Source organism: Streptomyces sp. NPDC127097, assembly GCF_042724075.1.
Taxonomy (GTDB): Bacteria; Actinomycetota; Actinomycetes; order Streptomycetales; family Streptomycetaceae; genus Streptomyces.
This window is the reverse complement of the sequence record NZ_JBHXFI010000035.1, coordinates 56,083-74,554: the sequence shown is the minus strand read 5'-3', so window position 1 is coordinate 74,554 and position 18,472 is coordinate 56,083. Positions and strand designations below refer to the sequence as shown.

Annotated in this window: 14 protein-coding genes; 4 read left to right on the top strand and 10 right to left on the bottom strand. The window is 72.7% G+C overall.

Going from position 1 to position 18,472, the window contains the following annotated elements:
• Window positions 1–56 precede the first annotated feature (56 nt).
• Window positions 57–371 carry a DUF6343 family protein gene (locus tag ACFWJW_RS24680; RefSeq protein ID WP_387245307.1) on the top strand — a complete coding sequence of 105 codons (315 nt, stop codon included), beginning with the start codon at window positions 57–59 and terminating at the stop codon, window positions 369–371.
• Between the two features lie 519 nt (window positions 372–890).
• Here ACFWJW_RS24680 and ACFWJW_RS24675 read toward each other — a convergent pair.
• The 5 genes from ACFWJW_RS24675 to rpsA form a co-directional block, all read right to left on the bottom strand.
• Window positions 891–1,316 carry a tetratricopeptide repeat protein gene (locus ACFWJW_RS24675; protein WP_387245304.1) on the bottom strand — a complete coding sequence of 142 codons (426 nt, stop codon included), beginning with the start codon at window positions 1,314–1,316 and terminating at the stop codon, window positions 891–893.
• A gap of 604 nt (window positions 1,317–1,920) precedes the next feature.
• Window positions 1,921–2,382, bottom strand: coding sequence for a cupin domain-containing protein (locus tag ACFWJW_RS24670; protein WP_387245301.1), 462 nt, complete (start codon window positions 2,380–2,382; stop codon window positions 1,921–1,923).
• Between the two features lie 23 nt (window positions 2,383–2,405).
• A complete protein-coding gene (gene coaE, locus ACFWJW_RS24665; protein WP_387245298.1) occupies window positions 2,406–2,996 on the bottom strand; it encodes a dephospho-CoA kinase in 591 nt (196 codons plus the stop codon).
• Between the two features lie 237 nt (window positions 2,997–3,233).
• Window positions 3,234–4,187: a PAC2 family protein gene (locus ACFWJW_RS24660; RefSeq protein ID WP_387245295.1), complete on the bottom strand. Its 954-nt coding sequence runs from the start codon at window positions 4,185–4,187 to the stop codon at window positions 3,234–3,236.
• A gap of 633 nt (window positions 4,188–4,820) precedes the next feature.
• Window positions 4,821–6,341 (bottom strand): 30S ribosomal protein S1, encoded by a 1,521-nt coding sequence (gene rpsA / locus ACFWJW_RS24655; RefSeq protein WP_033271630.1) that lies wholly within the window; start codon window positions 6,339–6,341, stop codon window positions 4,821–4,823.
• A gap of 376 nt (window positions 6,342–6,717) precedes the next feature.
• Here rpsA and ACFWJW_RS24650 point away from each other — a divergent pair, with 376 nt between their 5' ends.
• Window positions 6,718–7,539, top strand: a complete 822-nt coding sequence (locus ACFWJW_RS24650; protein WP_387245292.1) for a class I SAM-dependent methyltransferase — start codon at window positions 6,718–6,720, stop codon at window positions 7,537–7,539.
• 81 nt (window positions 7,540–7,620) lie between these two features.
• Complete coding sequence (gene hrpB / locus ACFWJW_RS24645) at window positions 7,621–10,248, top strand: ATP-dependent helicase HrpB (RefSeq protein WP_387245289.1); 2,628 nt, start codon at window positions 7,621–7,623, stop codon at window positions 10,246–10,248.
• Window positions 10,249–10,254: 6 nt separating this feature from the next.
• Here the strand turns inward: hrpB and ACFWJW_RS24640 are convergent, their stop codons facing one another.
• The 3 genes from ACFWJW_RS24640 to ACFWJW_RS24630 all read right to left on the bottom strand — a co-directional run bounded on the left by ACFWJW_RS24640 (window position 10,255) and on the right by ACFWJW_RS24630 (window position 13,486).
• A complete protein-coding gene (locus ACFWJW_RS24640) occupies window positions 10,255–11,250 on the bottom strand; it encodes a DUF3068 domain-containing protein (protein ID WP_387245337.1) in 996 nt (331 codons plus the stop codon).
• Window positions 11,251–11,344: 94 nt separating this feature from the next.
• On the bottom strand, window positions 11,345–11,479 hold the full coding sequence (locus tag ACFWJW_RS24635) for an SPW_0924 family protein (protein ID WP_387245286.1): 135 nt from the start codon (window positions 11,477–11,479) through the stop codon (window positions 11,345–11,347).
• Between the two features lie 183 nt (window positions 11,480–11,662).
• Window positions 11,663–13,486 carry a lytic transglycosylase gene (locus ACFWJW_RS24630; RefSeq protein ID WP_387245283.1) on the bottom strand — a complete coding sequence of 608 codons (1,824 nt, stop codon included), beginning with the start codon at window positions 13,484–13,486 and terminating at the stop codon, window positions 11,663–11,665.
• 152 nt (window positions 13,487–13,638) lie between these two features.
• On the opposite strand from ACFWJW_RS24630, the gene ACFWJW_RS24625 reads away from it, so the two are divergent.
• Window positions 13,639–14,598: a DUF4184 family protein gene (locus ACFWJW_RS24625; protein WP_387245280.1), complete on the top strand. Its 960-nt coding sequence runs from the start codon at window positions 13,639–13,641 to the stop codon at window positions 14,596–14,598.
• Window positions 14,599–14,640: 42 nt separating this feature from the next.
• Here ACFWJW_RS24625 and ACFWJW_RS24620 read toward each other — a convergent pair whose 3' ends face one another.
• Window positions 14,641–15,339: a rhomboid-like protein gene (locus ACFWJW_RS24620; RefSeq protein ID WP_387245334.1), complete on the bottom strand. Its 699-nt coding sequence runs from the start codon at window positions 15,337–15,339 to the stop codon at window positions 14,641–14,643.
• A gap of 198 nt (window positions 15,340–15,537) precedes the next feature.
• Complete coding sequence (gene polA, locus ACFWJW_RS24615) at window positions 15,538–18,276, bottom strand: DNA polymerase I (RefSeq protein ID WP_387245277.1); 2,739 nt, start codon at window positions 18,274–18,276, stop codon at window positions 15,538–15,540.
• Window positions 18,277–18,472 lie beyond the last annotated feature (196 nt).

The window sequence follows — 18,472 nt, the reverse complement described above, 5'->3', positions numbered from 1 at the left end:
GGACAGGTGACTGGCTCGTCGACCGGGAGGATCCTGGAGGTGGGAGATGGCTTCCGATGCGTACAGGAAATGAGCCCCTTCACGCACGCAGCCCGCTGAAAATCCGCTGTGGGCTGGCGCTGTGGGGATTGCTGTGGACGATCGCCGGAGCCGTGGCCTTCGTCAATGCCGGCAGGCCGGAATGGGCCGCCGCGTGTGCCGCGCTGGCGATGGTGGCGGCCGCGGACCTGACGATGGTGATCCGCCACATCCGCCAGGGACCGCACTACCAGCCGGGCAAGGACGTACCCCCCTACGCCCCTGACCGAGGCCGGAACGACGCGTTCGGCATACGCAACGGCACAGGCCGGAGACGGGACACCAGGCCGTAGGGGCGGCGGCACAACCGTGCTGGGTCTCCTGTACGGACACATGCCGTACGAGCTGCGGGGCAGCGTTGCCAGGGCCCCGTGCCGCCTACCGCCTACCGCCTACCGCCTACCGCCTACCGCCTATGGAGCGTCGGGCAGGGGGTGGGACGGGGAGGGCCCGGAGGGCCTCACGACCAGCGCTCCCGGGCGCCCCGGGGCTCCACGACCAGCACGCCCGGGCGCCGTGCCTCCACGGCCAGGGCTCCTGAACCCGAGCCTTCACGACCGCACGCACGTACGCCGTCGTGAGCCCGTCCCAGTCCCGGCGGGGAGGCGACATACGACGGAACGGGACCTCCGATAGCCGATTTCCCGGGGCACGGGGCATGCGCGCGCCAGCCGCGGGGGCGGTCTGGACTGACAACGCGGCACGGCTTGGCCGCCCGGCACATGGACACATGGCGTCACGCCCCTGACGGCGAGGGCAACCCATACAGAGGGGAGGGACATTGACGCGAACGCAGGAGGGCCTCCGCGTGACTACTCCTGATCGCCGTTAGGGGAACCAGGATCGCGTTCGCCGTGGCCATCGCCGTCGCCGGTGTCGTGTGCGAAGCGGGCGGCTTCGATGTAATCCGGGCGCGGGTCGAGGGCCGCCGCCAGGCGGAAGTGCCGCAAGGCTTCCTCGGACCGGTCGGCACGCTCCAAGGTGCGGCCTAGGGCGAAGTGCGCGAAGGCATTGTCCGGTTCGCGCTCCAGAACGATCTGGAACTCGAGTTCCGCAGGACGCAGTTGAGCTGCGAGAAAGAAAGCACGGGCGCGCAGCAGTCGGGCCGCGGTGTTCTCGGGGTGCGCGGTGATGACCGAGTCCAGCAGCCGGATCGCCCCGCGCGGATCGCGGGCCGCCAACAGCTGCTCCGCGGCGCGGAAATCGATGACATGCGTCTCGGGGCTGCTCTCGGGCACGGGCTGCTCCTCTCGGTCGCCGTCGGGAGTTCCCTTACCTGCGGACCGTACGGCGTTGCCTGCGGCACAACAATCCCATCGGTCCGGGCATTCCCTCACCGGCCCGGCCTCAACCGGCCCTACCTGCGCCCCCGCATGAGGCTCTCCCCATGTGCCGGGAGAAGGGACGGCGTAGGGCAATGATCCATCCTCGCCCCCAGCCTGGGAGGTTCCAGAAACAGACCGCGGGGCGGCGCGAGAGAAAGCAGAAGGGCAAGGAGCGGAGGTGCCGGCAGCGCGGAGGCACCAGCCTCGGAGGCAGGGCAGAGGAGCCGGAGGAAACGGAGGCGGCGGAGGTGGCGGAGGAGGCGGAGGAGGGTGGGAGGGGAGGGGAGGGGGGGAGGCCCCCAGAGCCACGCCACCTCCATCCCCTGTCCCCCTCACCCCTCCCGCCTCCTACCTCCCAGGCGCCAGGCGCCCGCCTCCCGCGCCCGCCTCCGCCTCCACCTCCTGCGCCAGGCGCTCGCAGCCGCAGCCCACACCCCGCAGCCCCACAGCCCGCAGCGCGCACGCCCCGCAGCCCACAGCCCGCAGCCCGCAGCCCGCAGCCCGCAACGCCCTGCCGCTACAAGCTGATGTGGTACGCCTTGCGCAGGGTCTCGTGCACGGTCCACCGGGTGCGGTCGCCCTCGCGCAGGACGCAGGCGTCACCGGGGCCGACCTCCAGTACCGGGCCGCCCTCGACCTCGATGGTGGCGCGCCCGCTGACGACCACGAACAGCTCATTGGCCTCGGTGTCCGTCACCACGCCCGGAGTGATCTGCCAGATGCCCCGGATCTGCCGGCCGTCGGGGGCCTCCCACAGCACCTTGCCCGTGACCACCGGCTCTCCGGAGACGATTTGGGACGGGTCCAGGGGATCGGGCTCAAGATCGTCGTCCGCGATGCCGGGGATGTTGACCACGAACGATGCCGGCGCCGCGTCCCCGGCGGTGGGGGACTCGGCGGCGGTGCCGGAGCCGGGCTCCGCGGCGAGGTCGGACTCGATGTCAGGGGTCTTGGCGTCAACGCCGGAAGCAGCAGTCATGGCGGCGAGGGTACCGTCCGGCCTCAGGAGGTCCGCAGGCGCTCCCATACTGCGCGGACCTGCGGTTCCAGGGCCTCCAGCGGTCCGTCATTGTCAATGACCAGATCCGCGACCGCCAGCCGCTGTTCGCGGGTCGCCTGGGCCGCCATCCTCGACTTCGCCTCGTCCTCCGCCATGCCGCGCAGCCGTACCAAGCGGTCCAGCTGGGTCTGTGAGGCGGCGTCGACGACCACCACCAGGTCGTACAGCGGAGCCAGCCCGTTCTCCGTCAGCAGCGGCACGTCGTGCACCACTACCGCGTCCGGGCCCGCCGAGGCTTCGAGTTCGGCCGAGCGGGCCCCGACCAGCGGGTGCACGATCGCGTTCAGCGCCTTGAGCTTGCCGGGGTCGGAGAACACGATGCCGCCCAGCTTCGGCCGGTCCAGCGTGCCGTCCGGCGTGAGGATGTCGGCCCCGAACTCCTCGACCACCGCCGCCAGTCCGGGCGTACCCGGCTCGACGACCTCGCGTGCGATCTTGTCCGCGTCCACGATCACCGCGCCGTACGACGCCAGCAGTCGCGAAACCTCACTCTTGCCCGCGCCGATTCCGCCGGTCAGCCCCACCTTCACCATGGGCCCACGCTATACGCTGCGCCCGGACGGCAGGAGACTCCCACTGATTCAGGCGCCGCCCGGCTCAGACACCGAAGCACAAGAGCCCCCGCCAATTCAGACACCGGCCGGTTCCAGCACCAACCGGACCAAGCACCCGCCGATTCCAGCCGGCCGGCTCAGACACCGGCCGACCCACGCACCAGCCAGCTCAAGCGCCGGCACCGGCACCGGCGTCCGCTCAAGCGCCCCCCGGCATCAAGCCCCGGCCGCCCCGCCATCGCCTTCCCGCTCCGCCAGGAAGCGTTCGAATTCGCGGCCGATCTCGTCGGCCGTGGGCAGTTCTGCCGGTTCGGCGACGAGGCTCCCGCGGGTTTCCGCGCCGGCCACCGCGTCGTACTGATGCTCCAGCCCGCTGACCAGTGCGACCAGCTCCTCGTCGCCCTCCGAGATCTGCCGCTCGATCTCCTCCTGCGTCCGCAGCGCCTCCGTGCGCAGCGAATGCGCGGCGCCCGGCAGCACCAGGCCGGTCGCCGCCGTCACCGCCTCCAGAGCGGTCAGTGCGGCGTCCGGGTAGGCGGAGCGGGCGATGTAGTGCGGTACGTGCGCCGCCACTCCCAGGACATCGTGTCCCGCTTCCGCCAGCCGGAATTCGATCAGCGCCTCCGCGCTGCCGGGCACCTGCGCCTCGTCGAAGAAGCCGCCGTGCCCCGGCATCAGATCGGTGCGGTTGCCGTGCGGGGTGAGGCCCACGGGGCGGGTGTGCGGGACGCCCATGGGGATGCCGTGGAAGTTCACCGAGAGGCGCACGCCGAGCCGCTCCACGATCTCCTTCACGGCGCTCGCGAAGCGCTCCCACTCGACGTCCGGTTCGGGGCCGGACAGCAGCAGGAACGGCGCGTCGGTGGTGTCCCGTACGAGCCTCAGCTCGATGCTCGGGGTCTCGTAGGCGGTCCAGCGGCTGCGCTCGAAGGTGAGCAGGGGCCGGCGGGCGCGGTAGTCGACGAGGCGGTCGTGGTCGAAGCGGGCGACGAGCTCGTTCGGCAGGCCGTCCAGCAGCCGCTCGACGATCTGGTCGCCGGTCTCACCGGCGTCGATGTACCCGTCGAAGTGGTACAGCAGCACCAGTCCGGCGGAGTCCCTGGAGGCAAGCGCCTCCACCTCCGCGAGCCCGCTCGGCTCCCATTCGTACAAACCCTGGGGATCCAACACAGTGACCGCTCCTCCTCGTTCTCATGAGCGGCAACGCACGACCTGGCGCAGGCATTCCCGGCAACGGAGATGACCCGGCCCACCGTGCGCACCGCCCGGCCCCACATCAGAGCCAGTCCCCCCACACACCGGTGCCACACACCGCCCCCGCCCCACCCATCCGAAACCGGCTGTTTCCGGCCCCACGCGAGCCCTCGCAGCCGCACACGCCCCGCGCCACCCCGCCCGGCCCGCCGGGCTCCCGGGCTCCCGCGCTCTCGGGCCCACGGACGCCGCGCCCCCCACGGGGCGCCCCCACACCCCCACCCCCAACGCACGCCTCCGCGCCCAGCCCCTGCCCCAACCCCCTCCCCCTCAGAACCATCAACTCCCCCACAAAGGCGGCAAGTTCCCCCTCTCTCCCCACCTCCGGACCGAGCCGCCCCCAGCCCCCACGTTCCGTCCGGTTCTCGCCACCCCCGCAGACAGCCCCACCCCCACCCCCACCCGCTGCACACCACCGGCCCGGCCCCGTACACGACCCGCCCCGTACACACCCACCCCGGCCACCGCCCACCACCAAACACGACGAAGGCCCGCTCCCCCCAAGGGGAACGGGCCTTCGTCTATCGGCTAGTGCCTATCGGCGAGAGCTCAGCTCTGGCCGCCGGCCAGCTTCTCGCGGAGCGCGGCGAGGGCCTCGTCCGACGCCAGGGCGCCGGAGTTGTCCGCCGACTCCGAGGAGTAGGAGCCGCCGCCACCGGCGTTGCCGCCGCCGGCCTGGCCGCCACCCTGCGCCGCCGGCGCCGCAGCGCCCTCGGCCGCAGCCTGCTCGTCGGCCTCGCGGGACTTGATGACCTGAGCCTGGTGCTGCTCGAAGCGCTGCTGCGCCTCGGCGTACTGGTTCTCCCACGCCTCGCGCTGGGTCTCGTAGCCCTCGAGCCAGTCGTTGGTCTCGGGGTCGAAGCCCTCGGGGTAGATGTAGTTGCCCTGGTCGTCGTAGGACGCGGCCATGCCGTACAGGGTCGGGTCGAACTCGACCGCCGACGGGTCGGCACCGAAGGACTCGTTGGCCTGCTTCAGCGAGAGGCTGATGCGGCGGCGCTCGAGGTCGATGTCGATGACCTTGACGAAGATCTCGTCGTTGACCTGGACAACCTGCTCCGGGATCTCGACGTGGCGCTCGGCCAGCTCGGAGATGTGGACCAGGCCCTCGATGCCCTCGTCGACGCGCACGAACGCACCGAAGGGAACGAGCTTGGTGACCTTACCCGGGACGACCTGACCGATCTGGTGGGTCCGGGCGAACTGCTGCCACGGGTCTTCCTGGGTCGCCTTGAGCGACAGGGAGACGCGCTCGCGGTCCATGTCGACGTCCAGGACCTCGACCGTGACCTCCTGGCCGACCTCGACGACCTCGGACGGGTGGTCGATGTGCTTCCAGGACAGCTCGGAGACGTGGACGAGACCGTCGACGCCACCCAGGTCCACGAAGGCACCGAAGTTGACGATGGAGGAGACGACGCCGGAGCGCACCTGACCCTTCTGGAGGGTGGTGAGGAAGGTCTGGCGGACCTCGCTCTGGGTCTGCTCCAGCCAGGCACGGCGGGACAGGACCACGTTGTTGCGGTTCTTGTCCAGCTCGATGATCTTGGCCTCGAGCTCCTTGCCCACGTAGGGCTGAAGGTCGCGGACGCGGCGCATCTCGACCAGGGAGGCCGGGAGGAAGCCACGGAGGCCGATGTCGAGGATGAGTCCACCCTTGACGACCTCGATGACGGTACCGGTGACGATCCCGTCCTCTTCCTTGATCTTCTCGATGGTGCCCCAGGCGCGCTCGTACTGGGCACGCTTCTTCGAGAGGATCAGGCGGCCTTCCTTGTCCTCCTTCTGGAGGACCAGGGCCTCGATCTCGTCACCGACGGCAACGACCTCGTTGGGGTCGACGTCGTGCTTGATCGAGAGCTCACGGCTCGGGATGACGCCTTCGGTCTTGTAACCGATGTCGAGCAGGACCTCGTCCCGGTCGACCTTCACGATGACGCCGTCGACGATGTCGCCGTCGTTGAAGTACTTGATCGTCTCGTCGATCGCGGCGAGGAAAGCTTCCTCGTTACCGATGTCGTTGACCGCAACCTGCGGGGTGGTGGCGGTGGTCTCGGTGCTGCTCGTCATGTGGGAAAGGGCTCCGGTACGGACATTGAAGTCGTAGGTACTGCTACGCCGAGAGCCCGTATCGCCTCTGCATAAGCCGGACAGTGTGAAGGGCGAATCTTGGGGGAGCTCACAAATGCAAAGCATCCGGAACGACCCGAATCGCCTCAAACCGAGGGGACATACATACAGATGCGAGCGCGGCCTGCTCCGTCTGAGGCGCGCAAGCCCGCAGCGCAACTTGTAGCATACGGGGGCAGCCGGACCCGGTCAATGCGCGAACGCGCACACCGGGGGCGGAAAACCCCATAACCGGCACACGCGATGTTCCGCGAGGTCGAACGGCCTCACAGTCCCTGCAGCGACAAGCAGAGCAAAGACTACGACGACGGGCGCGATGAACCAAGACCACGAGCCCGAGGCGACCCGCCGTGACGCCTCGGACACCGAAAGCAGCCGGGCCAGCCGTGGGTGGTGGGACCGCAACGCGGACGAGTACCAGAGCGAGCACGGTGCCTTCCTCGGGGACGACCGGTTCATCTGGGGGCCCGAGGGGCTGGACGAGGCGGAGGCCGCGCTGCTGGGTCCTGCCGCCGAGCTGAAGGGGCGGCGGATCCTGGAGATCGGGGCCGGCGCGGCGCAGTGCTCCCGCTGGCTGGCGGCGCAGGGCGCGCTCCCGGTGGCGCTGGACCTCTCCCACCGGCAACTCCAGCACGCGCTGCGGATCGCGGACGGCGCGGCGGACGACGCCGTCGGGCTGGTGGAGGCGGACGCCGGGGCGCTGCCGTTCCGCGACCACAGTTTCGATCTCGCCTGCTCCGCCTATGGGGCGCTGCCGTTCGTCGCCGATCCGGTGCGGGTGCTGCGGGAGGTGCGCAGGGTGCTGCGGCCGGGGGGCCGGTTCGTCTTCTCCGTCTCCCACCCGATCCGGTGGGCCTTCCCCGACGAGCCGGGGCCGGAGGGGCTGTCGGTGGGGGCGTCCTATTTCGACCGCACGCCGTATGTGGAACAGGACGAGGCGGGCCGGGCCGTGTATGTCGAGCACCACCGGACGCTGGGTGACCGGGTACGGGACGTGGTGGCCGCCGGGTTCCGGCTGGAGGATCTCGTGGAACCGGAATGGCCCGAGTGGAACACCCAGGAGTGGGGCGGCTGGTCCCCGCTGCGCGGGCATCTGATCCCGGGGACGGCGATCTTCGTGTGTACGGCGGAGTCTTAGGGCTGTCCTTAGGGGCCGCAGCCGGCTCGGAGGCCCGGGGCAGCGGGCCGGGGTGCGGGGCCGGGGCGGCAGACTGGGGGCGTGATCCGCCGTGACGCCCTTGCCCAGCTGCCCGTCCGTACCGCGTTGCCCGCACTGCGCGCCGCCCTCGACGGGCCCGGGAGCGCGGTGCTGTGTGCCCCGCCGGGTACCGGCAAGACGACGCTGGTGCCGCTGGATCTGGCGGGGCTGACCGGCGTGGGGCCGGTGCGGCGGGTGCTGGTCGCCGAGCCGCGCCGGATGGCGGCCCGTGCGGCCGCGCGGCGGATGGCCTGGCTCCTGGGCGAGGAGGTCGGCACGGGGGCTCCTCCGGCGCAGGGCTGGGGGCCGGTGGGGTTCACGGTGCGCGGTGAGCGCCGGGCCGGGCCCCGTACCACCGTGGAAGTGGTGACCACCGGCGTGCTGCTTCAGCGGCTTCAGCGCGATCCGGAGCTGGCCGGGGTCGATGTGGTGGTGCTCGACGAGTGTCATGAGCGGCATCTGGATGCGGATACCGCCGCGGCCTTCCTCCTGGACGTACGGGAGACCCTGCGGCCCGAGCTGCGGCTGGTGGCGGCGTCCGCCACGACGGACGCGGAGGGGTGGGCGCGGCTGCTGGGCGGTGCGCAGGGCGCGGCGCCGGTGGTCGAGGCGGCGGGCGTGTCGCATCCCGTGGAGGTGGTGTGGGCGGCGCCGGAGCGGGCGGTGCGGCCGGCGCACGGGACGCGGGTGGATCCGGCGCTGCTGACGCACGTGGCGGGAGTGGTGCGGCGGGCGCTGCGCGAGCGGTCGGGGGATGTGCTGTGTTTCCTTCCCGGTGTCGGGGAGATCGGGCGGGTCGCCGGGGAGCTGGCCGGGGTGGACGCCGAGGTGCTTCAGGTGCACGGGCGGGCGCCGGCCGCGGTGCAGGACGCCGTATTGGCGGGCGGGAACGGTGCACGGCGGGTGGTGCTGGCGACGTCGGTGGCGGAGTCCAGCCTGACCGTGCCGGGCGTACGGGTGGTGGTGGACAGCGGGCTGGCGCGGGTGCCGCGGACGGATCACGCACGGGGGCTCAGCGCGCTCACCACCGTGCGGGCCTCCCGGGCGGCGGCCCGGCAGCGGGCCGGCCGGGCGGGGCGGGAGGCGCCGGGCGCGGTGTACCGCTGCTGGCCGGAGGGTGAGGACGGGCGGCTGCCGGCGTTCCCCGATCCGGAGATCAGGGTCGCCGATCTGACGGCGTTCGCCCTTCAGGCGGCCTGCTGGGGTGATCCGGCGGCGGACGGGCTGGCCCTGCTCGACGCGCCGCCGGCCGGTGCGCTGGCCGCGGCCCAGGAGGTGCTCACGGCGATCGGTGCGGTGGACGGGGCCGGCCGGGCCACGGAGCGGGGCGCGCGGATGGCGCGGCTCGGACTGCATCCGCGGCTGGCGCGGGCCCTGCTGGACGGGGCGCCGCAGGCCGGGGTGCGACGGGCGGCGGAGGTGGTCGCCCTGCTGAGCGAGGAGCCGCCGCGCGCCTATGGGGACGATCTGGCGGCGGCGTGGCGCACCGCGCGGCGGGGCGGCGATGCGTACGGAGCCAGGTGGCGGCAGGAGGCACGGCGGCTGGCGTCGGCGGCCGGAGAGCGTACCGGCTCGGGCGGGGACGGCGGCCGGGGTGCCGGCGCGGCGCTCACGGACGATGCGGTGGCCGGTCTCGTCGCCGCGCTGGCGTTCCCGGAGCGGGTCGCGCGGGCCCGTGGTGGCGGGAGTTTCCTCATGGCATCCGGGACGGGGGCCGAGACGGCGGGGGCGGGGACGCAGGCCGGATGGGGGCAGCGGCCGGGGTCCCCGGGCGCGGCGGGTGGTTCGGGGCTGCGGGATGCGGAGTGGCTGGCGGTGGCGGTGGCGGACCGGCCGGTGGCGGCCGCGTCGGCGCGGGTGCGGCTGGCGGCGGTGATCGACGAGGAGACGGCGCGTGCGGCGGCGCCGGCGTTGTACGCGTCCGGTGAGGAGGTGCGCTGGGCGGACGGGGACGTGGTGGCCCGGCGGGTGACCCGGCTGGGGGCGATCGAGCTGGCGGCCCGGCCGCTGACCGCGCCCGACCCCGGGCTGCTGCGGGACGCGGTGGTGGCGGGCCTGCGACGGGAGGGGCTCGGGCTGCTGCGGTGGTCGGCCGCCGCGGTGTCGTCGCGGCAGCGGATGGCGTTCCTGCACCGGGAGTTGGGCGCGCCCTGGCCGGAGGTCTCGGATGCGGCGCTGCTGGAGTGCGTCGAGGAGTGGCTGGGGGTGGAGCTCGGGCGGGCGCGACGGCGGGCGGATCTGGAGCGGATCGATGCGGGGCAGGCGCTGGCCCGGCTGCTGCCGTGGGCGTCCGGCGAGGCGGCCCGCTTCGACGAGCTGGCGCCGGAGCGTCTCGAGGTGCCGAGCGGTTCCCGGGTGCGGGTGGATTACGAGGGTGCGCAGCCGGTGCTGGCGGTCAAGCTCCAGGAGCTGTTCGGCTGGCAGGAGTCGCCGCGGGTGGCCGGCGGGCGGGTGCCGGTGCTGGTGCATCTGCTCTCCCCCGCGGGGCGTCCGGCCGCCGTCACGGCCGATCTCGCCTCGTTCTGGCGGGACGGATACCGGTCCGTGCGCGCGGAGTTGCGCGGCCGCTACCCGAAGCATCCCTGGCCGGAGGATCCGTCGACGGCGGAGCCGACGCGGCACACGTCGGCGCGGCTCAGGCGGGGCTGAGCGGCGTCACGGGCCGCCGGCTGTCGCCGCGGGGACGGGCGGCCGGGCCGGTGCGGGGGCGGGGCGGCGGCCGCGGGCTTCGAGGTACAGGCTCAGGGCGAGCAGCGCGGCGCCGAGGAGCAGGAAGCCCCAGGGGAGGTAGCGGGTGAGCAGCAGGACGAGGGTGCGTTGCGAGGTCACCAGGGACACCGTGGAGTCGACGTAGTCGGCACGCATCTTCACATGGCCGGCGAAGGCGGTGACCTTGCCGCCGCCGGGCAGCAGATCGCCGCCGCGCAGCTCTTCCTTGTGGATCTCCTGGCCGTTGACCGGGGCGCCGGTGACGGGCTCGACCCAGAACATCCGCTTGGTGCTGTACCAGCGGGTGGTGCCCATCTTCGCGACGGACTGCGGGGTGATGCCCTCGACCGGCATCTTCTTGGGGAGGGCGACCTTGGTCCAGGGGATGGTCTGCTCGAAGTAGTAGACCTCCAGGCCGCGGAAGGTGCGGGTCCCCTTGTAGTGGATGGGGGCCGAGGTGCGGGTCTGGGCGTCGAAGTAGGAGTAGTCGCGCCGCTCGGTGAGGAACGGCCACTTGAACTCGATGCCCTCGCGGCGCACCGGGTCGCCGTCGACCATCTCGCCGGTGGCGTGCACGGGTTCCTGGGAGTGCGCGTCGAAGAGATAGCGCTCGGGGATCGCGGAGACCATCTTGCCGTCGGGTCCGGCGACGTAGGACAGCGCGTCCCAGACGACGATGTCCCGGCCCGCGGACTTCTCGATCCGGTCGGAGGCCGCCACATCGCCCTTGAGAGTCTGCACGATGGTGACCTTCGGGACGCGCTCGGCCTTCATCGTCCCGTAGTTGAGGAGGGTGGCGGGCCGGGCCTCCAGGACCATGTCCTGGTACTGGCCGGGCGGGATCTTGGCGAGCCGGGGGAAGGCGTACCACCGCATCAGCGGGGACAGCGCGGTGAAGAAGACGGCGCAGGCGAGCAGCACCAGGCTCGACCGGCGGCGCATGCCGCGGGGCGGGCGGCGCCGTCCGGGGCCGGGCGGCGGCGCGTCGGGGGTCCTCGGGGTGGGAGCGGTACGGCGCATGGCGGTCGTCCCTCCCTCAGGGGTGCTTGGGGACGGTGGTCAGCAGCGGCTTGGGCGAGGTCGTGCCGCCGGGTGCGCCGGTCGCCGTGAGGGTGAGGACGAGGGCGAACGCCGCGGCCAGTCCGACCGCGGCTGCTGTCAGGGCGCGCATGGTCGGCCTCCCGGAATCTGATACGGCGTCAGGGCGGGGGCACCGTAGCAACGGGCGGCAGAGATGAGAACACGTGACACCGCCGTCCTGCCCGGGACGGCGGGCAGGACGGCGGAGACGGTGCCGGGCGCGGAGGCGGCCCGGGGTGCGGAACCGGCTGTACAGAGGGGCCGGTTGGCGTGGTCAGGAACCGGCCGCGGGGGCGACCTTCAGCTTGACGGTGAGGACGGCGCCGTCGGCGGTGGTCAGCCTCAGCAGGAACGTTCCCGAGTGCGCATCGGTGTAGATCTTCGGGAGCTTCAGCAGGCCGTCGGCGTCCGTGGTGAGCCCGGTGAGGGTGCGGACCGGCTTGTTCCTGGCGTCGCCGGTGGCCTCGGGGTCCTTGAAGTAGGGGCCCTTGTCGTTCTCGACGGGCCGGTCCGGATCGTCGGTGACCATGGTGGCGGTGACCGCCACCCCCGCCGCGCTCTTGCCCTGGTAGGTCGCCTTGATCTCGACCGCGTCCTCCGCGAAAGCCTTTCCGGCGGTCGCCGTCAGCTCCTTGTCCGAGGTACGGGCGAGCTTGTCGGCCTTCGGGGCGGGCTTGGCCTTGACGGTGGCGCCGACCTCGACGGCGGGCGCGGTGTGCGGCACGGTCGTCACGCGGATGCGGAAGTCACCGGCCCGGTCGCCCGCGCGCAGGGTGGGGGCGGTGGCCAGGCCGTCCTTGTCCGTCTTGACGGTGACGGCGGTCGCGTCACCGGGGAAGCGGGCGTCGGTGGCCGGGGGAAGGGTGAAGCGGACGGGGACGCCGGCGACGGGCTCGCCCTGGGCGTCCTGGGCGCGGACCTGGGGCGGGGTGGCGAACTCGGTGCCCGCGGTGGTGCTCAGGTCCTTGTCACCGACCCGGACGAGGGTCTTGGGGTGCGCGGGCTCGGGGTTGGGGGTGGGCTTCTGGGAGGGGGGCTCGGTGCCGCCCGGTGTGGGGCGATTGCCGTCCGGGCGCCCCGTCCCCGGCTTGCCGGGGTGGTCCTGCCCCTTGCCGGGCTTGTTGGGCTTGTTGGTCTTGTCTGGCTTGCCGGATCCGCCGGGGCGCGGGCCCTTGTCCGGCGTGCCGTCGGAGCCGCGGCCGTGGTGCGGACGGCTTTCGGGCCGGCCGCCGTTGCCGTCGCCGTGTCGTCCGGTGTCGCGGTGCACCGGCAGCACGCCCCTGCCGTCCGGCACCTCATGGGTGCCGTTGCGGTAGAACGCGTACCAGGACAGCACCGTGCGCAGATACTCCTCGGAGTGGTTGTAGCCGAGGATCGCCCGGTCCAGGTCGTCCTGGGCCGTCAGATCGCGGCCGCCGGCGCAGAGATAGCGGCCCGCGGCGAGCGCCGCGTCGAAGACGTTGTTCGGGTCCTTCTTGCCGTCACTGTTGCCGTCGGCGCCCCAACCGCTGCCGTCGGGGCCGCCGTTGGCCCAGGTGGACGGGATGAACTGCATCGGGCCCACGGCGCGGTCATGGGTGAGATCGCCGTCGTAGCGGCCGCCGTCGGTGTCGGTGATCCGCGCGAAGCCGCGGCCGTTGAGCTGCGGGCCGAGTATTGGCTGGAGGGTGGTGCCCTCGGCGTCGACCGCGCCGCCGCGCGCCTGGCCGGACTCGACCTTGCCGATGCCGGCGAGCAGCTGCCAGGGCAGCCGGCAGCCCGGGTCGGAGCCGTCGATCGTGGACGCGGCCTTCTTGTAGGCGGCCAGTACGGTGGCGGGGAGACCGGCCTCGGCGGGTCCCCGGCCGGCGGCGGGGTCCTTACCCGTGTGCGGGGAACCGTGCGGCGGTACCGGGCTCTTGAGGGGCGGCAGGTCGGTGTAGTACGCGGCGCCGCCGTCGATGGGAACATCGGCCGGGGGCGGGGCCGGCCGCCGTTTGGCGGCCGCGGCACCGGCGGCTCCCGGCGCCTGAGAGGCGGTCAGTGCGGCAAGCACCAGGGCTGCCACGGCCGTCGAGGCCGCTCCCCTGTGGAGCCGCCGTCGGAAAGTGGCTGCCATACGTGGTTCCCCTCCGCATTGCCGTACCGCGCTCCTGACGCGGTATCGCGCTCCCCCAGCGCTCCAACTCAGGCGAGACTACGACAACTCGGGCCCGGCATCTACCACCCCATCACCACACATAATGATCTGAATCGATCGAGGAGAGGTAAATGCCGTTCACACTCAGCCATGCCGCCGCGGTGCTCCCGGCGGTCCGGCGGACCGGTGCGGCCCGCGGCCCGCTGGTCGCCTCGGCGCTCGTGGCAGGGTCGTTCGCACCTGATATGACGTACTACGCGGACACTCTGGTTCCGGGCGGCATGACTTTCGGCGCGGTGACCCACTCGGCGACCGGGGTGCTGACGGTGGATGTGCTGGTCACGGCGGCGCTCGTCGGCGGCTGGCTGTTGGTGCGCGAGCCGTTGACCGCGCTGCTGCCCCGGGCGTGGCAGGGCCCGGTCCACGGCTTCCTGCGCGGCCGGCCCTGGCGGCCCGACGGACCGCGTGAACTCGCCGCCCTGGTGGGCTGGTTCGTGGTCTCGGCGGTACTAGGGGCGACGACCCATGTGGTCTGGGACGCCTTCACCCACCCGGGCCGCTGGGGCACCCGGCTGGTGCCCGGACTGGACCAGGTGGTGGGCGGCCTGCCGGTCTACACCTACGTCCAGTACGGCACCTCGGCGCTCGCACTCGCCGCGATGGGCGCGTTCCTGTGGCCGGTCCTCCGGGGCGGCGGTACCGCGGCGGCCGGGCTGCCGGCGCCGGCCTCGGTACCGGAACTGTCCGTACGGCTCCGGCTGCTGCTGACCGGCCCGCTCGCGCTGTGCGTGGCGGCCGGCACCGTGCACCGTGTCCTGCGGGCGCGCGCCGAGTACGGGCCCGCGGCGAGCGCGCTCAACTACCTCCCGACCGCGCTCTTCGGCGCCGGGGCCGGCCTCGTCCTCGGGCTGCCGCTCTTCGCGGGGGCCGTACGGCTGCTGCACCGCCGCGTACTCCGCACCCGGGCGGCCGGCGCCCCGGACCGCCCGCCGATGCCCGCGAGCCGGACCGCGAGCCGGACCGCGAGCCGGGCGGCGGCGCCGTCGGGTGCCGGGGCCGCCTCGCCGGACAGGCCGGCCGGCGGCGCATGACAGCGCCGATGCGCCTGTTGAGCGCCTGCCGCTTCCGTCGGGCTACTCGACCAGCGCCGGGTCGGCCGGCGGCAGCGGGGCCGTGGCGGCGGGGCGGGCGGTCCGCAGCAGGAGGGCGCCGCAGACGAAGCCGATGGCGGCCGCCAGCAGATGTCCGATGGTGGTGAAGTCGGGCAGCACCCCGCTCCAGTCGCCGCCGAGCACCGGCCAGGCGACGACTCCGGCCGCCGCGAGCCGGCGCGCCCGGGGCAGCAGGAGCGCCGCCGCCGCGAGCACCGTCTCGGCCCCGTAGCTGATGCCGAAGTCGGGGGCGTGCCGGACGCTGTCCGGATACCAGCCGTGGGCGAGGGCCACCTGGATCACCGGCACGGTGAGCAGCGTCGCGGCGAGATGCCCCAGGAGGAAGAGGCCGTAGGCGCGCCCCCGTCCGTAGCGCCGTTCCAGCCATGCGAGACACCCGGCGACGCCGAGGCCGAGCGTGATCAGCGTGCCGGCGAAAGCCTCCGAGGTGACCTCGGTCAGGGTGCCGTCGAAGAACAGCAGGCTGCCCGCCAGCGCCCGGAGCGGTCGGTCGTGAAGATTGTCCAGGTGGGTGCTGACGCCGAGCAGCACCCGCTGGGCCTCCGCGGTGGACAGCACCGCGGTGCACCACAGATGGGTCGACAGCAGAAGGACGACATAGCCGGCCGTGACCGGGCTGCGGGAGAGGTAGGTGCCCAGGGCGCGGGCGGCACGACGCATCACGGCGTGATCAAAGCAGAGCGCTCTCCCGCTGAACAAGATCCATGACGCGTCGGGCGACGACCGGTTTCCGGCCACCGCCGGACGGGGCGGAACCGGCCGCACCGGCCGCAACTCGGTGCGGTGCGGGCCGGGTTGGGGCGGGGCCGGGACGGCGCGGCGCGGGGCTCCCGCGCCGTCACCGGCCCGCTGCCCGGCTCAGTGCGCCGCCGACTCCCAGTCCTTGCCGAAGCCGACCGAGACGTCCAGCGGGGCGCTCAGCTCGGCCGCGGCGGCCATTTCGCGGCGGACCAGTTCCTCGACCTGCTTGCGTTCGCCGGGGGCCACCTCGACGACGATTTCGTCATGGACCTGGAGCAGCAGCCGGGACGCCAGCTCCGCGGTCCGCAGCGCCGCGTCGACCCGCAGCATCGCGATCTTGACGATATCGGCGGCGGTGCCCTGGATGGGGGCGTTGAGCGCCATCCGCTCGGCCGTTTCGCGGCGCTGGCGGTTGTCGCTGTTGAGGTCGGGGAGATAGCGGCGGCGGCCGAGCATCGTCTCCGTGTAGCCGGTGGCGCGGGCCTCCTCCACGACGCGCTGGAGGTAGTCGCGCACCCCGCCGAACCGCTCGAAGAAGTTGTCCATCAGCTTGCGGGCCTCATCGGGCTGGATGCCCAGCTGCTGGGAGAGGCCGAAGGCCGACAGCCCGTACGCCAGGCCGTAGGACATCGCCTTGATCTTGCGGCGCATCTCCGGGTCGACCTTGGTCTTGTCGACCGAGAAGACATGCGAGGCGACGGTGGTGTGCAGGTCCTCACCGGAGGTGAACGCCTCGATCAGGCCCTCGTCCTCGGAGAGATGGGCCATCACGCGCAGCTCGATCTGGCTGTAGTCGGCGGTCAGCAGCGAATCGAAGCCCTCGCCGACGACGAAGCCACGGCGGATCGCCCGACCCTCGTCCGTGCGCACCGGGATGTTCTGGAGATTGGGGTCGGTGGAGGACAGCCGGCCGGTGGCCGCCACGGTCTGGTTGAAGGTGGTGTGGATCCGGCCGTCCGCGGCGATGGTCTTGATCAGGCCCTCGACGGTCGTGCGCAGCTTGGCCTGCTCACGGTGCCGGAGCATGATCACCGGGAGCTCGTTGTCGGTCTGCGCGGCCAGCCAGGCGAGCGCATCGGCGTCGGTGGTGTAACCCGTCTTGGTCTTCTTGGTCTTGGGCAGGCCCAGCTCGCCGAAGAGGACCTCCTGGAGCTGCTTGGGCGAGCCCAGGTTGAACTCATGGCCCGCGGCGGCGTGCGCCTCCTTGACGGCCTGCTGCACCGCGCCGGCGAACTGCTGCTCCATCCGCTCCAGCCAGCCCCGGTCCGCGGCGATACCGGCCCGCTCCATCCGGGCCAGCAGCACGCTGGTCGGCAGCTCCACATCACGCAGCAGCTCGGCCGCGCCGACCTCCGCCAGCTTCGCCTCGAACGCCGTCCCCAGATCGAGGACCGTACGGGCCTGCCCCATCAGGGCGTCCGCCTCGGCCTCCTCGTCCGCGCCGAACGCCAGCTGGCCGTCACCGGCCGCCGCCGGGGCGAGATCGCGGCCCAGGTATTCGACGGACAGCGCGTCCAGCGCGAAGGAGCGGCGGCCCGGCTTGACCAGATAGGCGGCCAGGGCGGTGTCCATGGTGACGCCGTCGATGCGCCAGCCGTGCTCGCCGAAGACCCGCATCAGGCCCTTGGCGTTGTGCATCACCTTGGGGCGGGCGGCGTCCGCGCTCCAGGCGGCGAAGGCCCGCTCGTCGGCCTCGTCGAGCTGCGACGGGTCGAACCAGGCGGCCGGGCCGTCGGCGGCGGCCAGCGCCACCTCGGCGACGCTGCCGCTGCCCAGCGTCCACACGTCGACCGTGGCCACACCCAGGGGTCCGGTGCCGTGCTCGGCCAGCCACGGAGCGAGTTCACCCGCGCCGATGACGGTGCCGTCCACCTCGACGCCGGGGGCGGGGGCGGCCTCCTCGGCGGCCTCCGCGGCGCCCGGGTCGACGGCGTGCAGCCGGTCCCGCAGGCCCTGGTTGCGGATCTCCAGGGCGTTGAGGAACACCGAGAGCGCGTCCCGGTCGTACGCCTCGCGGGTCAGCTCCGCCGGGCCGCAGGGCAGCTCGACATCGCGCACCATCTCCGTCAGCCGGCGGTTGAGCTTCACCGCCTCCAGGTGCTCGCGGAGATTGGCACCCGCCTTGCCCTTGACCTCGTCGACGCGCTCCACCAGCTCCGCGAACGAACCGAACTGGTTGATCCACTTCGTGGCGGTCTTCTCGCCGACGCCCGGGATGCCGGGGAGGTTGTCGGAGGGGTCGCCGCGCAGCGCGGCGAAGTCCGGGTACTGGGCGGGGGTCAGGCCGTACTTCTCGAAGACCTTCTCCGGGGTGAAGCGGGTCAGCTCCGAGACGCCCTTGGTGGGGTAGAGGACCGTGACGTCGTCGGAGACCAGCTGGAAGGAGTCGCGGTCGCCGGTGACGATCGAGACCTGGAAGCCCTGTGCGGTGGCCTGCTCGGTGAGGGTGGCGATGACGTCGTCGGCCTCGAAGCCCTCGATCGCGAACCGCTTCACCCGCATCGCGTCGAGCAGCTCACCGATCAGCTCGACCTGGCCCTTGAACTCGTCGGGCGTCTTGGAACGGTTCGCCTTGTAGTCCGCGAATTCCTCGGACCGCCAGGTCTTGCGGGAGACGTCGAACGCCACCGCGAAATGCGTGGGCGCCTCGTCGCGCAGGGTGTTCGCGAGCATCGACGCGAAGCCGTAGATCGCATTGGTCGGTTGTCCCGTGACGGTGGTGAAATTCTCCACGGGCAGGGCGAAGAACGCCCGGTATGCCATGGAATGCCCGTCCATCAGGAGCAGGCGGGGACGACCGCCCGCCGCCGCTTCGGTCCCGGTCGCTTCGCTCTTCTTCGCTGCCTTTGCTGCCACGCCCCCGATCCTGCCACGCCCCACTGACAATCCCCGCCGCGGCGGCCCCGGCCCCGCGCCGTACACCGCTCCGGCACGTCGCCGTACGCAGCTCCGGCCCCTCGCATACGCCGCTCCGGCACCCGCCCGCACGCCCGCTCCGGACCGCGCCGCACGCCCGGCCGCCGCCCCGGCCCGCGCCTGCGGCGGTCACCTC

Bases quoted from the DNA above. Each gene is read 5' to 3' on its own strand.
- ACFWJW_RS24680 (WP_387245307.1), top strand. From the start codon at position 57: ATGCGTACAGGAAATGAGCCCCTTCACGCACGCAGCCCGCTGAAAATC.
- ACFWJW_RS24670 (WP_387245301.1), bottom strand. From the start codon at position 2,382: ATGACTGCTGCTTCCGGCGTTGACGCCAAGACCCCTGACATCGAGTCC.
- coaE (WP_387245298.1), bottom strand. From the start codon at position 2,996: ATGGTGAAGGTGGGGCTGACCGGCGGAATCGGCGCGGGCAAGAGTGAG.
- rpsA (WP_033271630.1), bottom strand. From the start codon at position 6,341: ATGACGAGCAGCACCGAGACCACCGCCACCACCCCGCAGGTTGCGGTC.
- ACFWJW_RS24650 (WP_387245292.1), top strand. From the start codon at position 6,718: ATGAACCAAGACCACGAGCCCGAGGCGACCCGCCGTGACGCCTCGGAC.
- ACFWJW_RS24640 (WP_387245337.1), bottom strand. From the start codon at position 11,250: ATGCGCCGCCGGTCGAGCCTGGTGCTGCTCGCCTGCGCCGTCTTCTTC.
- ACFWJW_RS24635 (WP_387245286.1), bottom strand. From the start codon at position 11,479: ATGCGCGCCCTGACAGCAGCCGCGGTCGGACTGGCCGCGGCGTTCGCC.
- ACFWJW_RS24630 (WP_387245283.1), bottom strand. From the start codon at position 13,486: ATGGCAGCCACTTTCCGACGGCGGCTCCACAGGGGAGCGGCCTCGACG.
- ACFWJW_RS24625 (WP_387245280.1), top strand. From the start codon at position 13,639: ATGCCGTTCACACTCAGCCATGCCGCCGCGGTGCTCCCGGCGGTCCGG.
- ACFWJW_RS24620 (WP_387245334.1), bottom strand. From the start codon at position 15,339: ATGCGTCGTGCCGCCCGCGCCCTGGGCACCTACCTCTCCCGCAGCCCG.